This is a genomic window from Mesorhizobium sp. M0816, assembly GCF_040320005.1.
Classification (GTDB): Bacteria; Pseudomonadota; Alphaproteobacteria; order Rhizobiales; family Rhizobiaceae; genus Mesorhizobium.
The window spans coordinates 293413-309069 of record NZ_JAMYOT010000008.1 but is presented as its reverse complement, the minus strand read 5'-3'; the positions used below and the strand labels follow the sequence as shown (position 1 = coordinate 309069).

At 62.6% G+C, this 15657-nt stretch carries 19 protein-coding genes; 11 read left to right on the top strand and 8 right to left on the bottom strand.

Annotated features, from left to right (window positions below; translation table 11 throughout):
• Positions 1-11: 11 nt before the first annotated feature.
• Positions 12-896: a pyridoxal kinase PdxY gene (pdxY, locus tag NKI17_RS15495; RefSeq protein ID WP_352906271.1), complete on the bottom strand. Its 885-nt coding sequence runs from the start codon at positions 894-896 to the stop codon at positions 12-14.
• Between the two features lie 8 nt (positions 897-904).
• Entirely contained in the window at positions 905-1156 is a 252-nt protein-coding gene (locus NKI17_RS15490; protein WP_023678142.1) for a hypothetical protein, read from the bottom strand.
• A 161-nt stretch (positions 1157-1317) separates the two neighbouring features.
• Here NKI17_RS15490 and NKI17_RS15485 point away from each other — a divergent pair, with 161 nt between their 5' ends.
• The 6 genes from NKI17_RS15485 (at position 1318) to ppa (ending at position 5798) form a co-directional block, all read left to right on the top strand.
• Positions 1318-1962 carry a LemA family protein gene (locus NKI17_RS15485; RefSeq protein ID WP_352906269.1) on the top strand — a complete coding sequence of 215 codons (645 nt, stop codon included), beginning with the start codon at positions 1318-1320 and terminating at the stop codon, positions 1960-1962.
• Positions 1963-2179: 217 nt separating this feature from the next.
• Positions 2180-2983 carry a TPM domain-containing protein gene (locus NKI17_RS15480; protein WP_502894517.1) on the top strand — a complete coding sequence of 268 codons (804 nt, stop codon included), beginning with the start codon at positions 2180-2182 and terminating at the stop codon, positions 2981-2983.
• A 52-nt stretch (positions 2984-3035) separates the two neighbouring features.
• Positions 3036-3878: a TPM domain-containing protein gene (locus tag NKI17_RS15475; RefSeq protein WP_352782355.1), complete on the top strand. Its 843-nt coding sequence runs from the start codon at positions 3036-3038 to the stop codon at positions 3876-3878.
• Positions 3879-3888: 10 nt separating this feature from the next.
• Positions 3889-4527 (top strand): TPM domain-containing protein, encoded by a 639-nt coding sequence (locus NKI17_RS15470; protein WP_352623026.1) that lies wholly within the window; start codon positions 3889-3891, stop codon positions 4525-4527.
• Between the two features lie 117 nt (positions 4528-4644).
• On the top strand, positions 4645-5151 hold the full coding sequence (locus NKI17_RS15465) for a GNAT family N-acetyltransferase (RefSeq protein ID WP_023678138.1): 507 nt from the start codon (positions 4645-4647) through the stop codon (positions 5149-5151).
• Between the two features lie 116 nt (positions 5152-5267).
• Positions 5268-5798 (top strand): inorganic diphosphatase, encoded by a 531-nt coding sequence (gene ppa, locus NKI17_RS15460; protein ID WP_352451245.1) that lies wholly within the window; start codon positions 5268-5270, stop codon positions 5796-5798.
• Between the two features lie 17 nt (positions 5799-5815).
• Here the strand turns inward: ppa and NKI17_RS15455 are convergent, their stop codons facing one another.
• Both NKI17_RS15455 and NKI17_RS15450 read right to left on the bottom strand, forming a co-directional pair.
• Positions 5816-6406, bottom strand: coding sequence for a hypothetical protein (locus NKI17_RS15455; RefSeq protein WP_352906268.1), 591 nt, complete (start codon positions 6404-6406; stop codon positions 5816-5818).
• Positions 6407-6504: 98 nt separating this feature from the next.
• Complete coding sequence (locus NKI17_RS15450) at positions 6505-7110, bottom strand: TetR/AcrR family transcriptional regulator (protein ID WP_352906267.1); 606 nt, start codon at positions 7108-7110, stop codon at positions 6505-6507.
• Between the two features lie 82 nt (positions 7111-7192).
• On the opposite strand from NKI17_RS15450, the gene NKI17_RS15445 reads away from it, so the two are divergent.
• Complete coding sequence (locus tag NKI17_RS15445) at positions 7193-8476, top strand: MFS transporter (RefSeq protein WP_352906265.1); 1284 nt, start codon at positions 7193-7195, stop codon at positions 8474-8476.
• A gap of 280 nt (positions 8477-8756) precedes the next feature.
• A complete protein-coding gene (locus tag NKI17_RS15440; protein ID WP_352906264.1) occupies positions 8757-10331 on the top strand; it encodes an alkaline phosphatase D family protein in 1575 nt (524 codons plus the stop codon).
• A gap of 46 nt (positions 10332-10377) precedes the next feature.
• On the opposite strand, the gene NKI17_RS15435 is transcribed toward NKI17_RS15440, so the two are convergent.
• Positions 10378-10659, bottom strand: a complete 282-nt coding sequence (locus tag NKI17_RS15435) for a hypothetical protein (protein ID WP_352451242.1) — start codon at positions 10657-10659, stop codon at positions 10378-10380.
• A 198-nt stretch (positions 10660-10857) separates the two neighbouring features.
• Here NKI17_RS15435 and typA point away from each other — a divergent pair, with 198 nt between their 5' ends.
• Positions 10858-12687: a translational GTPase TypA gene (typA, locus tag NKI17_RS15430; RefSeq protein ID WP_023678130.1), complete on the top strand. Its 1830-nt coding sequence runs from the start codon at positions 10858-10860 to the stop codon at positions 12685-12687.
• A gap of 16 nt (positions 12688-12703) precedes the next feature.
• Entirely contained in the window at positions 12704-12913 is a 210-nt protein-coding gene (locus NKI17_RS15425; RefSeq protein ID WP_352474675.1) for a hypothetical protein, read from the top strand.
• 46 nt (positions 12914-12959) lie between these two features.
• Here the strand turns inward: NKI17_RS15425 and NKI17_RS15420 are convergent, their stop codons facing one another.
• Positions 12960-13586 carry a DUF1062 domain-containing protein gene (locus NKI17_RS15420; RefSeq protein WP_352474673.1) on the bottom strand — a complete coding sequence of 209 codons (627 nt, stop codon included), beginning with the start codon at positions 13584-13586 and terminating at the stop codon, positions 12960-12962.
• 393 nt (positions 13587-13979) lie between these two features.
• On the opposite strand from NKI17_RS15420, the gene NKI17_RS15415 reads away from it, so the two are divergent.
• Positions 13980-14594, top strand: a complete 615-nt coding sequence (locus NKI17_RS15415) for a LysE family translocator (RefSeq protein WP_352458079.1) — start codon at positions 13980-13982, stop codon at positions 14592-14594.
• Between the two features lie 9 nt (positions 14595-14603).
• On the opposite strand, the gene NKI17_RS15410 is transcribed toward NKI17_RS15415, so the two are convergent.
• The gene (locus NKI17_RS15410; RefSeq protein WP_023678126.1) at positions 14604-14927 is read right to left on the bottom strand and encodes a YciI family protein; all 324 of its coding nucleotides are present in this window, start codon (positions 14925-14927) and stop codon (positions 14604-14606) included.
• Positions 14928-15064: 137 nt separating this feature from the next.
• Positions 15065-15628 carry a peroxidase-related enzyme gene (locus NKI17_RS15405; RefSeq protein WP_352681815.1) on the bottom strand — a complete coding sequence of 188 codons (564 nt, stop codon included), beginning with the start codon at positions 15626-15628 and terminating at the stop codon, positions 15065-15067.
• Positions 15629-15657: the final 29 nt, after the last annotated feature.

Here is a 15657-nt window from a genome sequence, read left to right as displayed (position 1 = left end):
TTCGGCCTGCGTCACGCCCGGCGGTCCCGTTCCGGATGCAGGAGATGGCGAAGCTGCACCATCGCCATCGGGTGCGACAGGCTCTGGGCATCGGTCTCGAGCTGCAACTCGTCGCCGCCGCGCTTGGCGGTCCGCGCCAGGATCTCGTAGACCGCCGCCGTGGTCGATTGCAGCGCCTTGGCGGCCGGCTGGCCGGACAGGATCCGCGCCAGGTAGACGGCCGCCGTCAGGTCGCCGAGCCCATTCGGCGGCTTGTCGATGAGCCGGTGTTCGGCAAGCAGTGCCTCTCTGCCGGCGAGCAGTAAATTGCCGGTGCCGCCGGCCATCATCGCCGGCGCCGATGTGACCAGCATGGCCGGTGGGCCGGCCTGCAGGGCCGCAGCCATTGCCGATTTCAAGTCGGGCAGCGGCGCTCCGGCCATCCATTCCAGCTCATAGCGGTTGGGCGTGGCGATATCGGCGATCGGCATCAGCCGGTCGCGCATGGCGATTGCGGTCGGCTCAGGTACGTAGAGCCCGCCCGAATCGCCCATCACCGGATCGCAGATATAGAGGGCGTCCGGCGTCTTCGCCTTCACTGCGCCGACCAGCGAAGCGACGGCTTCGGCCTGGCCAGCCTCGCCGAGATAGCCGGACAGCACGGCGCCGACCTCGCCCAGCCACGGCGCGCGCTCGAGGTCGGCCATCAGCGCCTTGAACTGCTCCAGCGGCGGCACGATGCGGGTGGCCCGGCCATGGCCTGGATGCCAGGGCAGGATGACGGTCGGTACCGCCCAAACCGGAAAGCCGAGCGTCTCCAGCGCAAAGACAGCGGCACGGTTGCCGACCGAGCCACGGGCGACATGGCTGGAGACGACGATGACCGCGCGCGGCGCCTCGGTTTTTTCGGCACTCATTGATTTTCCTAACTGCCCCTGGTGACGAAAAGCACGAGCCAGATCAACAGGCCGATGGCAATAAGCAAGCCCGCTGCCCGACCGATGCGGGTGCCCCAATATTCGATCGGGTCCGACCGGTCGGCATCGGCCGCGGTGACGTGGTCGCGCGCGCCTTTAGTGGTTCGTGCAAGGAACGAGGTGCCCCCCGGGTCGGTCTCGCGCGCCACCCGTTCGATGATGCGGCGCGATTCCGCGTCGCTGTCGTGGCGTTTCGCCATGGTGATGTCCCGTTTTATGCCGAGCTTAACCCGTTCGCCTCGTCTGTCACAGGGCCCGACGGCGAATGGCAGAAACCAGTAACACTTCTCGGCCGAAGTCATTTTCTTACGCAAGGATTGTGCTAATGCTTCGCCTGCCAATGCTATCGAGGGGACTTATCATGCTTGCCCAGCGCCTTTCTTCGCCGCCAATCTTTCGTAATTTAGCTGCGTTCCTGATCATGGCCGTCATGCTGCCGCTGCTTGCCGGCTGCGGCTACAACACCATTCCGACGGCTGAGGAAAACGCCAAGGCCGCATGGAGCGAGGTGTTGAATCAATACCAGCGCCGCGCCGATCTCATCCCCAATCTGGTCAACACGGTCAAGGGCTACGCCGCGCACGAGAAGGACACGCTCGATGCCGTGGTCGAAGCGCGCGCCAAGGCGACGCAGGTGACCGTGACGCCGGAAACGCTGAACAATCCGGAAGCCTTCAAGAAATTCCAGGACAGCCAGGCCGGCCTGACCAGCGCGCTGTCGCGCCTGCTGGCGGTGGTGGAGAACTATCCCGATCTCAAGGCCAACCAGAACTTTCTGGCGCTGCAAGCACAACTCGAAGGCACCGAGAACCGGATCACGGTCGCCCGCCGCGACTATATCCAGGCAGTGAGAGAGTACAATCTGACGCTGAGGACCTTCCCGTCGGTGATCTGGGCGACCTTGTGGTTCCGCGGCAACCAGCCGTTTGCGAATTTCACCATCGAGGAGGATAAGATGCAGCCGCCGAAGGTCGATTTCGGCACCAACACCACGCAAGGCGGGTGAACGGCGCCTGTTGAGCCTGGGCCTGTTGGCCTTGTATTCCGTCGCGCCCCCCTCTGTCCTGCCGGACATCTCTCCCACTTGGGGGGAGATTGGCAGCTCTTGCCAAGGCGGCCAATCACCGACCTTGGGAGTTGGCGAAAGCGGTCGCGATAGTCGATCTCCCCCCAAGTGGGGGAGATGTCCGGGAGGACAGAGAGGGGCGCGACGGAATACAAACCTGACGCTTCTGAGCGTCACTTTGCTTCTTCTTTGCCTTGGTCTGTTCCTCCCTGTCATCGCCTTCGCCGCCGACCTGCCAACCCTCACCGGACGGGTCGTCGACAATGCCGGCATCATCGAAGCCGCGACCGAGGCGGCGCTGACGCAGAAGCTTGCCGAGTTCGAGACGAAAGGGTCCGACCAGATCGTCGTCGCGACCATCCCCAGCCTCGACGGCGAGGAGATCGAGCCTTACGCCAACCGGCTGTTCCGCGCCTGGAAACTGGGCCAGGCGAAGGAGAACAATGGCGTCCTGCTTCTGGTGGCGCCGAACGACCGCAAGATGCGCATCGAAGTCGGCTATGGGCTGGAAGGCACGCTGACCGACCTGCACACCAAGCTGATCATCGAAAACGACATGGTGCCGGCCTTCCGTGCCGGCGATTTCTCCGGCGGCATCAGCAAGGCCGTAGACGACATGATCATGGTGCTGGAAGGCAATCCCGAAGAACTGGAGGCGCGCGGCGAACGCAACCAGCAGCCGCCGTTCAACAGCGACGATCTGTTCTTCACGATCTTCATAGCCATCTGGGCAATCATCTTTTTCGGCGGCCTCGCAGCCTCCATCCTGCCGCCGATCTTCGGCCAGAAGATCGGTCCCGGCCGCTATCGCTGGCTGGGCATGACCTTCGAGCCAAACCGGCGGTCGTCCGGCGGCTGGTCGGGAGGTTCCGGCGGGGGATGGTCGTCGGGTTCAAGCGGTGGCGGGTTTTCCGGCGGCGGCGGTTCGTCCGGCGGCGGCGGCTCCTCGGGAAGTTGGTGACGAGATGACAAGACACGCCATCAGCCCGGTGAAATCCGGCCGTTTCATCAAAATGATCGGCACCGCGCTGTTGGCCATGGCGGTGCTGCTGGTCGGCTTCGCGGCCTTCGCCGCCGCACTGCCGGTGCTGACCGGACGGGTCGTTGACAATGCCGGCATCATCGATGCCGCGACCGAGGCGGCGCTGACGCAGAAGCTTGCCGAGTTCGAGACCAAAGGGTCCGACCAGATCGTCGTCGCGACCATCCCCAGCCTCGACGGCGAGGAGATCGAGCCTTACGCCAACCGGCTGTTCCGCGCCTGGAGACTCGGCCAGGCGAAGGAGAACAACGGCGTCCTGCTTCTGGTGGCGCCGAACGACCGCAAGATGCGCATCGAAGTCGGCTATGGGCTGGAAGGCACGCTGACCGACCTGCACACCAAGCTGATCATCGAAAACGACATGGTGCCGGCCTTCCGTGCCGGCGATTTCTCAGGCGGCATCAGCAAGGCCGTCGACGACATGATCATGGTGCTGGAAGGCAATCCCGAAGAACTGGAGGCGCGCGGCAAGCGCAACCCGGCGAATGACAATCCTGTCGATCCCATCTTCATGCTGTTCATTGTCCTGTGGGCGACGATGTTCTTCGGCGGCTTGGCAATGGCGTTCCTGCCGCCGATCTTCGGCACGAAACTGTCGCCGGGCGTGTACAAGTGGCTGGGCATGACGTTTCGCTACGGCCGTGGGCCAGCTTCGTCATCCTCCGGTGGCGGTGGCTGGACGTCTGGGACCTCGTCCGGCAGTGGCTGGTCGTCTGGAAGTTCCGGCAGCGGTTGGTCGTCTGGAAGTTCCGGCGGCGGGTTTTCAGGCGGTGGCGGTTCGTCCGGCGGCGGCGGTTCTTCAGGAAGCTGGTGAGACATCAATCATGGCAACACCACCGATCAGCCCCGAGGATCATGAGCGCATCGCCGATGCGATCCGCGCTGCCGAATCAAAGACCGACGGCGAGATCTACTGCGTCGTGGCGCATGCCAGCGACGGCTATTTCTTTCCGGCCGCTTTCATGGCGATGCTCGGCATGCTCGTCGTCAGCCTCGGCGTCGGTTATGGGCTGGAAGCCTGGTGGCTGTCGATCCGCTTGCCGCATTTCGTCATCGCCGAGCTTCTGGCGCTTGCCAGTGTGCTCATCCTGTTGTGGGCATTGCCGGCATTGCGCATCCATTTGGTGCCGAGGCGGCTGCGCTACCAGGCCGCCCACGCCAATGCGATGAAGCAGTTCCTCGCCCGCAACGTCCACCGCACCACGGCGCGCACTGGCGTGCTGGTGTTCGTCTCGATTGCCGAGCGCTACGCCGAGGTGGTCGCCGACAGCGGGATCGATTCTCGTGTCGGCCAGCATGTCTGGGACGGTGTCGTCCGCGACCTTACGGCGCATGCCGGCGACGATCGGCTTGCCGAGGGGTTCGTCAAGGCGATCCAAGCAGTCGGTGCGGTACTGGCCGAGCATTTTCCGGTCTCGACCGGCGACAGCAACGAACTGGACGACCATCTGGTCGAGATTTGATCTCGCCAAAAGCGGTTTCGCAGCGTCTCAAGGACGCACCGTCCGGCTGTGTGAAAGCATCGCGGCGGTTGACCGGACTCTTGCAATCGGGCGCGGCGGGTTTATGGTTAACCAATCATGAATACGCTGAGCATCGACATCAGGAAAGCCGAACCGCGCGATGCAGCCGCCATCGCCGACGTGCATCTCGAGGCCTGGCGCGGCGCCTATTCGGGCATCATCCCGCACCGCACGCTGACATCGATGATCAACCGCCGCGGCGCCGACTGGTGGGCGAATGCCATTCGCCGCGCTGCCACCGTCCTGGTCGTCGAAATCGGCGGCAAAATTGCCGGCTATGCGACGATCGGCAAGAACCGCGCCCGCGAACTCAGGCAGCAGGGCGAGATCTACGAACTTTACCTGCGGCCGGAATATCAAGGCATCGGGCTCGGCAGCCGGCTGTTCTCGGCCGCGCGGGCACGGCTGGCCGACCATGGCCTGAAAGGCATGGTGGTCTGGGCGCTGGAAGACAATCAGAACGCACTTGCCTTCTATGCCGGCGCCGGCGGCCGCGATGTTGCCGAGGGCGTCGAGATCTTCGAGCAGAAGGCGCTGAAGAAGGTCGCTTTCGTCTGGGAATGACGGCCAGCGCATGATCCGGCCGGTTTTCGGTTCGGACGATCTCCCCGTACCATTCGCCGCATTGCACCATTCGCCGTCGCCCGCTATCGATCTCCAATCGAGAGAGGGATAAAGCGATGCGTATCGAAGCGATTGCCAGCGGAAAGAACCCGCCCGAGGACGTCAACGTCATAATCGAGGTGCCGATCGGCGGCGAGCCGATCAAGTACGAGATGGACAAGGAAGCCGGCACCCTGTTCGTCGACCGCTTCCTGCACACGTCGATGCGTTATCCCGGCAATTACGGTTTCGTACCGCATACGCTGTCGGGCGACGGCGACCCGATCGACGTGCTGGTCTGCAACACGCGCGCGCTGGTGCCAGGCTGCGTCATCAATGTGCGGCCGATCGGCGTGCTGGTGATGGAGGACAATGCGGGCCAGGACGAGAAGGTGATCGCGGTGCCTTCACCCAAGCTGACCTTGCGTTACGAGGACGTCCACGAATACACGCAATTGCCCGACATCACCCGCCAGCAAGTGCAGCACTTTTTCGAGCACTACAAGGATCTCGAACCCGGCAAATGGGTCAAGATCGAAGGCTGGTACGATGCGGCCTATGCCAAGAAGATGATCGTCGAGGCAATCGAGCGGGCCAGGCGCAAGTAATTGTCGGGCGCAAATAATCAGTTGTCGACGCGGCCGAAAGCGGGCGCGTCGCCGATCACTACGCGCTTGTCCTTGCCGCAGGCGAAGGTGCGTGCCTTCTCGTCGGCAAGCTTGCGCGCCTGATCGTTGGCGGCGGGATTGCCGGTGGCGAGCACAAGGCCGATCGTGCAGCCTTCGCGGGCGTCAGGCTGGGCAACCTTGGCGACGATCAGCACTTCCGTCGACTTGTTCTCGCCCTCGGTATCGCTGATCGAGCGACGATGAATGACGGCGAAGGGAATGGCAGTTTTGCCGTTGGTTTCGATCCGCCACTCTACTTTGGGTCCAGCCGAATTGAGGCCGGAAAAGCTTTCCCAGACCGTGGTCATATCGCCAGGTGGAAAGCCGTAGAACAGCGATTCCCGCGCATCGTCGTAGGAAACCAGCACCGGGTAACCGCGGTAGCCCGAACAGGCGAGATCGGCCCAGTCCCCGTCGCCTTCTTCCGCTTGGGCATAGGTGACGCAGTCCTTCTCCCAATCGAGATCGGTATAGACGCTGGATATGTCGCCGGCCCGGGCCGCCTGGCAGAAACCGGCGAGGACAAGCGGGATCAAGAGAGCGCGCATGGCGGAACAACTCAGTTTCGGGGGCGCAGCGTACCGTCAAATTTAGCAGCAGCCTAGAGGAAGTCAGGCTGCGCACAGTGGTCTGGCAAAACGGAACACTATTTCTTCAAACTTGCCTCTATCAGAAAATCGGCGTTGCGGGCCACCGACTGCGCCGGTCCGCCGGCACCGAACAGCTGGCCGCTAATATAGGCGCCCTCGATCAGCAGCAGCAGCCCGTCGCCCAGCGTCTCGGCGTCGCCGGCGCCCATCGCCGCCGCCATGGCGCGCAAGCGGCGGCGCAGTTCCTGCTTGTTGGCCTCGCTCACGACGCGGGCCGGATGGCCATGTTCGGGATATTCGACCGCGGCATTGGTCATGCCGCAGCCACGATAATCGGGCCTTTGCGTACGCTTGCCGACACGCGTCAGGAAGGCGACGATCTGCGCGCGCGGATCGCCGGGATGGGCATTCACCGCCTCGTCGAAGCGCTCCCAGAATTCGAGGTCATAGTGCCGGAGATAGGATGCGGCCAGCTCGTCCTTGGACGGAAAGCTGCGGTAGAGGCTGGGCTTGGTGACGCCGGCACGCCGCACGATCTCGTCGACGCCGATCGCCCTGATGCCTTGCCGGTAGAACAGATCGCGCGCCACCTGGAGAATCCGTTCGGCGGCGCGAGGCGGGGGTGCGTCATTCGCCTTGATCGTTGGTTCAATGCTTTTCATGCCTGGTCTGCCGATTAGCTGGTTGACAATGTTACCGGTCGGTACGTATGTTTCGCATTCCTGCAACGTACCGGTCAGTAACATGATAGCTCAATCCCGCCCGTTTGGCCAGCGCTACGCTTTCGTCGTGGTCGCCGTCATCTTCCTTTGCCTGCTGATCGCAGCGGGCCTGCGTTCGGCGCCGGCAGTCATGATGCTGCCGCTGGAGAACAGTTTCGGCTGGCGGCGCGACGTGGTGTCGCTGGCGGCGGCCACCGGCATCTTCCTCTATGGCCTGACCGGGCCGTTTGCCGCGGCGCTGATGGAGCGGATCGGGCTGCGCCGCACCTTGCTTGCCGCGCTGCTGTTGATGTCGGGATCGACCGCGCTCAGCCTGTTGATGACCAAACCGTGGCATCTGCTCCTCACCTGGGGCGTGTTTTCCGGCGTCAGCTCGGGCGCCGTCGCCACCGTGCTCGGCGCGACCATCGTCAACCGCTGGTTCAAGACCAATCGCGGCTTGGTGATGGGACTGATGTCGGCGTCCAGTGCCACCGGGCTGCTGGTCTTCCTGCCGCTGATCGCCGCGCTGGCTCAGTCGGGTGGCTGGAAGCCGGTTGTCATCGCGGTCTCGGTTGCCACCGCCTGCCTGCTGCCGCTGGTCTGGCTGCTGGTGCCGGAGCGGCCGGCCTCCATCGGCATGGTACGCTATGGCGCCGAGCTCGACGACGTGCCGCCGTCACCACCTGCCGCGCAAGGCAATTTCCTCGCGCATACGATGAGCACGCTGCGCCGCGCCGCCGGCACGCGCGTCTTTTGGTATCTGTTCGCCACCTTCTTCGTTTGCGGCTTCACCACCAACGGGTTGGTCGGCACGCACCTGATCGCCTTTTGCGGCGATATGGGCATTGGCGAAGTGCAGGCTGCAGGCCTGCTCTCGATGATGGGCATCTTCGATCTTATCGGCACAACGCTGTCGGGCTGGCTCACCGACCGTTTCGACCCGCGCAAGCTGCTCGGCGTCTATTACGGTATTCGCGGCCTGTCGCTGATCTATTTGCCCTATTCCGGCTTCTCGGCGACCAGCCTGATCATCTTCGCCGTGTTTTACGGACTGGACTGGATCGCCACGGTGCCGCCGACGCTCAGGCTTTCCAACGAGGCGTTCGGCGACCGCAGCGGGCCGATCGTCTTCGGCTGGATCGTCGCCGGCCATCAGGTGGGTGCGGCAACCGCCGCTGCCTTCGGTGGCACCATGCGTGAGCTTCAGGGCAACTATGAGCTTGCCTTCCTGATCGCCGGCATGACGGCAATAGCCGCCGCCTGCATCTCGCTGCTGATCAACACCAGCCGCCCGGCGTTTGATCCGGAACCGCAGCCGGCGTAGGGCGCGATCGGCCGTGCTAATCTCCCCCCTTGAGGGGGAGATGGCCGCGAAGCGGCCAGAGGGGGTCGGTCCGACTGGGCTCGGCCCCTTATCGCCGATGCAAGAGGTCGGTGCTCCATGCGAGACGACCCCCTTCTGTCGCCTTCGGCGACATCTCCCCCTCAAGGAGGGAGATTCGCCAGCCTGTTCACTGTTATCAAACCTTCATCGTTTCGAAATGTGCCTGAAACATTGAAGCTGGAGCTTGGCGGCGACGTTCAATGCCATCCAGGAGACAGCCATGAACAAGATTTCGATGACGCGGCGCGCGTTCGTCACGTCGGCCAGCGCCGTTGGCCTGGTCGGCGCCTCGGGCCTCGCCCTTCCCTATTACTCGCGCGCCAATCAGCGCCCGGCTTTCACCCATGGCATCCAGTCCGGCGACGTCGACGCCACCAGCGGCATGGTCTGGACACGCACCGACCGGCCGTCGCGCGTCATGTTCGAGGTGTCGCCGACCGAAAGCTTCACCAATGCCGTCCGCCTGGCGCCGCTCGATAGCTCGCCGGCCAGCGATTATACGGTGAAGCGGCTGCTTACCGATCTCGCCTCCGACCAGGACATCTTCTACCGCATGGTCGCGGCCGATCTTGCCGACATCAACGCCGTTTCCGAGCCGGTCGTCGGCCGCTTCCGCACGGCACCTGCCTCGAAACGCGACATTCGCTTTGCCTGGTCGGGCGACACCGCCGGCCAAGGCTGGGGCATCGACGAGACCGGCATGAAGACCTACGCCACCATTGCCAAGCACACGCCCGACTTCTTCCTGCATTCGGGCGATACGATCTATGCCGATGGTGCGATGAAGGACGAGGTCGACCTGCCCAACGGCGGCAAGTGGAAAAACAAAGTGCTGATCGATGAGAAGCGCAAGGTTGCCGAGACGCTGGACGAATACCGGGCGCAGTGGAAATACAACATGATGGACAGGCATGTGCTGGCGCTCAGCGCCATCTGTCCGACCTTCTATCAGTGGGATGACCACGAGGTGCTGAACAACTGGTCGGACTCGAAGGACCTGAGCGCCGACGATCGCTACACTGAAAAATCCATCCATGTGCTGGCGGCACGTGCGGCGCGCGCCTTCCACGAAATGACGACGATCCGTTACGAGCCGTCGGAGCCCGGCCGCGTCTACCGCAAGATCGCCTATGGTCCGCTGCTCGACGTGTTCTTCCTCGACATGCGTTCCTACCGCGGCCCCAACGGTCCGGATATGCAGGAGACGATGACGCCGCAATCGCGCATCCTCGGTGAACAGCAGATCAAGTGGCTGAAGCGTGAACTGGCGAATTCCAACGCAACCTGGAAAATCATCGCCGCCGACATGCCGCTCGGCCTCGTCGTCTGGAACGACGGCACCAAGAAGGTAGGGGCCGAGGCGGTCAGCAATGGCGACAATGGCCCGGCCAAAGGGCGTGAGCTGGAAATTGCCGACCTTCTTCGCTATATAAAGAATGCGGGTATCAGCAATACTGTCTGGCTCACCGCAGACGTGCATTACACAGCCGCGCATTACTACAATCCGGACAAGGCGCAGTTCCAGGACTTCAATCCGTTTTGGGAATTCGTTTCGGGTCCGATCCATTCCGGCACGTTCGGGCCTAATGGTTTCGATATGACATTCGGCCCGGAGCTGAAGTTCATAAAGGCACCAACTGCCGAACAGGGTCAAAACCTGGCGCCTTCGGCCGGCCTGCAGTTCTTCGGGCTCGTCGAAATCGATGGCGCCACCGAGCAGTTGACGGTGCGGCTGATGGATCGCGACGACAGCGAACTCTACAAGGTCACGCTCGATCCGGTGCGGTCGGCGTGAGCGACGGCGCCACTACCCTCGGGCCAGCCCGAGGGTAGGACGTATATCAATCGGGATAGCAGACGACGGGAATGTTGGGCCAGACGGCGCTGTCGCATCCGGCATTTTGCTGCCGCTGCTTGAAGGCGGCGCTGACCGGCCCGGTCACCACCGGATCGACGCCATCGGGAGCATCGGCAAAAAGCTGCTCCGCCGACGGCTTGTCGGACGGCAAAGCAGACCGCGTCTCCTTGAACGACGCCGCCGACTGCGCCGCGCCGGCCGCGAGGAGGACGGCGAGCGCGGTACATGCCAAAATCGGCCGGAGTTTGATGCCTATCTCGATCATGAAATTCGAACTGTCCGGACCATGAAAGGTTCCGCCTTGGTTAATAATTCCACTTCACACCAAGACATTTAAGATTTGGTGACTTTATTTGGTGGCTCGCCTCCTCTTTCGCAATTGCGAAAAACCCTGTATGAGCCGCCCAACCGAAAGAGGCAGCGCCTTTTGGCCTGCTGCCTGCAACGCTCCCGAGACCGAAACATGAAAATCCGCAATATCGCGATCATCGCGCACGTCGACCATGGAAAAACCACCCTCGTCGACCAGCTTCTGAAACAGTCCGGCTCGTTCCGCGACAACCAGCGCGTCGCCGAGCGCGCCATGGATTCGAACGACCTCGAAAAGGAACGCGGCATCACCATCCTGGCCAAGGCGACCTCGGTCGACTGGAAGGACACCCGAATCAACATCGTCGACACGCCCGGCCACGCCGACTTCGGCGGCGAGGTCGAGCGCATTCTGTCGATGGTGGATTCGGCCATCGTGCTGGTCGACGCCGCAGAGGGGCCGATGCCGCAGACCAAATTCGTGGTCGGCAAGGCACTCAAGGTTGGACTGAAGCCGATCGTCGTCATCAACAAGATCGACCGGCCAGATGCCCGCCACGTCGAAGTGGTCAACGAGGTGTTCGATCTTTTTGCAGCACTTGACGCTACCGACGAGCAGCTCGACTTCCCTATCCTTTATGGTTCAGGCCGCGACGGCTGGGTTTCGGAAAACCCCGAAGGTCCGAAGGACCAGGCTCTGGCGCCGCTGTTCGACCTCGTCATCAAGCACGTGCCGGCGCCGACCGTTCATCCCGGCCCGTTCCGCATGATCGGTACCATCCTGGAAGCCAATCCGTTCCTCGGCCGCATCATCACCGGCCGTATCGAATCCGGCACGCTGAAATCCAACCAGGCGGTCAAGGTGCTGCACCATGACGGCACCCAGGTCGAAACCGGCCGAATCTCGAAGATCCTCGCTTTCCGAGGGCTCGAGCGCCAGCCCATCGACGAGGCGCAGGCGGGCGACATCGTCGCTATTGCCGGCCTGTCGAAGGGCACCGTCGCCGACACGTTCTGCGACCCGTCGGTGACCGAACCGCTGCATGCGCAGCCGATCGATCCGCCGACCGTGACGATGTCGTTCCTGGTCAATGATTCCCCGCTGGCCGGCACCGAAGGCGACAAGGTGACCAGCCGCGTCATCCGCGACCGCCTGCTGCGCGAGGCTGAAGGCAATGTCGCGCTGAAGATCGAGGAATCGCCGGACAAGGATTCGTTCTTCGTCTCCGGCCGCGGCGAATTGCAGTTGGCCGTGCTGATCGAGACGATGCGCCGCGAAGGTTTTGAGATCGCCGTGTCGCGGCCGCGCGTCGTCATGCAGAAGGGCGACAGCGGCGAATTACTGGAGCCGGTCGAGGAAGTCGTCATCGACGTCGACGAGGAGCATGCCGGCGTCGTCGTGCAGAAGATGTCGGAGCGCAAGGCCGAGATGGTCGAGCTTCGCCCTTCGGGCGGCAATCGCCAGCGCATCGTCTTCCACGCACCGACGCGCGGCCTGATCGGCTACCAGTCGGAACTGTTGACCGACACGCGCGGCACCGCTGTGATGAACCGGCTGTTCCATGCCTATGAACCTTACAAGGGTGAGCTGCCGGGCCGTACCAACGGCGTGCTGATCTCCAATGAACAGGGTGAATCGGTGGCGTACGCCATGTGGAACCTGGAAGACCGCGGCCCGATGGTCATCGACCCCGGCGTCAAGGTCTATCAGGGCATGATCATCGGCATCCATTCCAGGGACAACGACCTCGAAGTCAACGTGCTCAAGGGCAAGAAGCTGACCAACATCCGCGCCGCCGGCAAGGACGAGGCGGTGAAGCTGACACCGCCGATCCGCATGACGCTGGAACGCGCGCTGGCCTGGATCCAGGACGACGAGCTGGTCGAAGTGACGCCGAAGACCATCCGCCTGCGCAAGCTCTATCTCGATCCGAACGAGCGCAAGCGTTTTGAGAAGTCGGCGAAAGTGGTCGGCGCGGCGTAAAAGGCAATACCGCGCAATGAGCGGTAAACTCGTCACGGCTGTCATATACGACAATCGACCCGAGGCCGAAGTTTGCGTGTCGATGCTCGACGCGTATGGAATTTATGCTCTCGCGAATTATCTTCTCGACACGGGCAGGCTTGGCTTGATCCATGTGCAAGTCGCCGACAGCGATCTCGATGCGGCCAAGGGTTTGATTGGCTCGGCCTCCAAAGAGGGCGACTGACCCTTGGCCGTAACTGTCTCTGATTACGGATTCCCTTGCCGTCGCCTCATCCACCTGCAGCCGAAATGATTTCGTCCCGGTCTGGTTCGCCAGACAGGTGGATCCGGATCGCCGTTCCCGCCCGCGCCGGCCGGCGCAAGGCTTTGGCCCCGTCCGGACCAATGACCAGCAATCGTTTCTCTTCCCAAACCTGAAGCCGCGATCGCGAGACACCGAGTTCGCTGGCCAGCAACCGATCGAGCCGCAGCGTTGTCGGCATTTCGAGCCAGAGCTGAAGTTCGAGAGCGCTGGTATTTCCCGGCCTGTCCCCGAGCACCTGCTTATGAACGATGGCTTCAGGAAACTCCTCGACGCGCCCGATCCTGCTTCGCAATGCGGCAACATCGAAAGCATGGCGCCGCGCCAGGACCGGATCATTGCTTTCGAGCGCCTGCAATATTGCCGGTTCGATATCGCGGCGGCTGCAGCGCTCCAGAATGCCGAAATTCCAGGAATTGTCGCAGTCGATGCAGCGGTAGATCAACCAGGCGTCAATGCGCTTGCCGTTGGCATTGACCCGGAATTTGCCGCTGCAGCGATAGGCTTTCAGGCCGCCGCAGCGATTGCAGTTGAGGTGAGGTCGAGGTGCGGTCTTGGGTGTGATCGCCCAGCGGATACGCAGTATCGAAGGCATGCCGAAAAGCCCTTCCCGTCGGGAAGTTCGTCAGATCGGCGATATCGAGAACCCTTGCGGGCACGGCGTGGCGAGAGACTGCGGCAGTTGGAAATCAGGTGTCGCGGGTGGTTATGCGCGACAGCGGTTCAGCAGTGCCAAACCGGCCTCGAACCGCCACCCGAGGAACACATGATGTGAAAACAGGCATCGCGGCTGCGACGCCCTGCTCTGTGTTGGGGGAGTTGACGAGACCGGCGGTTACGCAGGCAAAGTGAAGCTCGGAAAGGATTTCGGAACGACATCTCTAGCCGTGAGGTGCCTGGCCGACAAGCCTTCTTTCGGTAGACGCTACCGTCGCCGGAACAGTTGGGTTATGTTGAACGACCCAAACATTTCAAACGAGACCGCGTCATGCATTTCACGTCGCTGCTGATTTTTGCCGGCGCCCTGCTTGTTGCAGCCGGCTCGCCCGGCCCATCGATCGCCGCTCTTGTGGCGCGGGTCATCTCGAAAGGGTTTCGCGACGTGTTTCCGTTCCTGCTTGCCATGTGGATCGGCGAAGCGATCTGGCTGTCCCTGGCGGTGTTTGGCCTCGCCGTGGTGGCGCAGACGTTCCATTTTGCCTTTGTCGTCGTGAAGTGGGTCGGCGTCGCCTATCTCGCCTGGCTGGCCTGGAAGATGTGGACCGCGCCGGTCGAGGCAAAAGAAGGTTCGCTGCCGCGCGAAGATTCGCCCACCAAGCTGTTCTTTGCCGGCATGGCGGTGACGCTCGGCAACCCGAAGATCATGATGTTCTACCTGGCGCTGCTGCCGACCATCATCGACCTCGGTTCGGTCAGCATGATCGGCTGGGTCGAGCTGACCGCGACCATGGCCGTTGTCCTGGTCGCTATCGATTTGACCTGGGTGCTCGCCGCATCACAGGCGCGCAAGCTGCTCAAAAGCAAGCGGGCGATGAAGATCGCCAACCGCGTCAGCGCCGGAACCATGGCCGGCGCTGCGGCGGCTATCGCGGCGCGGTCCTGAGCCGGCGCGTCAACCCATTTCGATTATCGGCGCAATCTCGACGCTGAAACCCGGGTCCGTCAGGATAGGACAATCCTTGGCTTTGCCGACGGCATCGTCGATGTCTTTCGCTTCGATGATGGTGTAACCGGCGGTCGGATTGCTACCGCCATTGTTCTCGACCTTGCCGCCGGGCAGCAGGGTCTTCGACATGCCGACTGGATTGCCACCGTCGACCACGGCTGAGCCAAGCTTGCCGTACCAGCCGTTCCAGGCATCCATCGCTGCCTTCCGTTCGGCCTCCTCGGTCGGCATCTTGCCCGAGCCATGATAGACGTAGAGAAATTTCGCCATGTTCTCCTCCTTTGATCGGCGGCATCGAACCGGCATGCGGTCATGCCGCATGCCGATCATCGGACCAAACCGGCAAACAAGCAACGAGAATGCGAAGTAGCTAATATAATGTGCGGTTGGCTCGCAACGGCGGTGCCCTATCGCGCCATCGCATGGTATTCATCGTTCGGCCGCATGTCGATTGCCGATGCAAGCCGGTTCGACATGTTGAAGAACGCCGCGGTCGAGGCGACGTCCCAGATGTCGCGGTCGGAAAAGCCGACTTGCCGCAGCGCCGCCCGGTCCGCTTCGACGATCTTTGCCGGCTGCCCGGTCAGCTTCACCGCGAATTCGAGCATGGCGCGTTGCCTGTCCGACAGCTCGGCGGCGCGAAAATTCATCACCATCATCTCGCCGAAGGCCGGGTCGCCGGAAAGCTGGCGCACCGCCGCGCCATGCGCGACCAGGCAATAGTAGCAATGGTTGACCGACGAGACGGCCACCGCGATCATCTCGCGCTCGAGTTTCGACAGGCCGGATTCACCCAGCATCAAATCATTGTACATGTCGGTGAAAGCGCGCAGCTTCTTCTCGTCGAAGGCATAGGCGAGCAGCACATTGGGAACGAGGCCGAGCTTCTCCCGGCACTTGGCGAAATAGGCCTTGGTCGCGTCGCTCAGCTCCGCCGGTGCCAGGTCAAGCGCGGTAATTTTCTCCGTCATGGCGGATTTCTCCTCGTTTTCGCCAGGCT

Excerpts from the sequence above, each read along its gene's own strand:
- pdxY (WP_352906271.1), bottom strand. The coding sequence starts at position 896 with ATGAGTGCCGAAAAAACCGAGGCGCCGCGCGCGGTCATCGTCGTCTCC.
- NKI17_RS15490 (WP_023678142.1), bottom strand. The coding sequence starts at position 1,156 with ATGGCGAAACGCCACGACAGCGACGCGGAATCGCGCCGCATCATCGAA.
- NKI17_RS15485 (WP_352906269.1), top strand. The coding sequence starts at position 1,318 with ATGCTTGCCCAGCGCCTTTCTTCGCCGCCAATCTTTCGTAATTTAGCT.
- NKI17_RS15475 (WP_352782355.1), top strand. The coding sequence starts at position 3,036 with ATGATCGGCACCGCGCTGTTGGCCATGGCGGTGCTGCTGGTCGGCTTC.
- NKI17_RS15470 (WP_352623026.1), top strand. The coding sequence starts at position 3,889 with ATGGCAACACCACCGATCAGCCCCGAGGATCATGAGCGCATCGCCGAT.
- NKI17_RS15465 (WP_023678138.1), top strand. The coding sequence starts at position 4,645 with ATGAATACGCTGAGCATCGACATCAGGAAAGCCGAACCGCGCGATGCA.
- ppa (WP_352451245.1), top strand. The coding sequence starts at position 5,268 with ATGCGTATCGAAGCGATTGCCAGCGGAAAGAACCCGCCCGAGGACGTC.
- NKI17_RS15455 (WP_352906268.1), bottom strand. The coding sequence starts at position 6,406 with ATGCGCGCTCTCTTGATCCCGCTTGTCCTCGCCGGTTTCTGCCAGGCG.
- NKI17_RS15450 (WP_352906267.1), bottom strand. The coding sequence starts at position 7,110 with ATGAAAAGCATTGAACCAACGATCAAGGCGAATGACGCACCCCCGCCT.
- NKI17_RS15445 (WP_352906265.1), top strand. The coding sequence starts at position 7,193 with ATGATAGCTCAATCCCGCCCGTTTGGCCAGCGCTACGCTTTCGTCGTG.
- NKI17_RS15440 (WP_352906264.1), top strand. The coding sequence starts at position 8,757 with ATGAACAAGATTTCGATGACGCGGCGCGCGTTCGTCACGTCGGCCAGC.
- NKI17_RS15435 (WP_352451242.1), bottom strand. The coding sequence starts at position 10,659 with ATGATCGAGATAGGCATCAAACTCCGGCCGATTTTGGCATGTACCGCG.
- typA (WP_023678130.1), top strand. The coding sequence starts at position 10,858 with ATGAAAATCCGCAATATCGCGATCATCGCGCACGTCGACCATGGAAAA.
- NKI17_RS15425 (WP_352474675.1), top strand. The coding sequence starts at position 12,704 with ATGAGCGGTAAACTCGTCACGGCTGTCATATACGACAATCGACCCGAG.
- NKI17_RS15420 (WP_352474673.1), bottom strand. The coding sequence starts at position 13,586 with ATGCCTTCGATACTGCGTATCCGCTGGGCGATCACACCCAAGACCGCA.
- NKI17_RS15415 (WP_352458079.1), top strand. The coding sequence starts at position 13,980 with ATGCATTTCACGTCGCTGCTGATTTTTGCCGGCGCCCTGCTTGTTGCA.
- NKI17_RS15410 (WP_023678126.1), bottom strand. The coding sequence starts at position 14,927 with ATGGCGAAATTTCTCTACGTCTATCATGGCTCGGGCAAGATGCCGACC.
- NKI17_RS15405 (WP_352681815.1), bottom strand. The coding sequence starts at position 15,628 with ATGACGGAGAAAATTACCGCGCTTGACCTGGCACCGGCGGAGCTGAGC.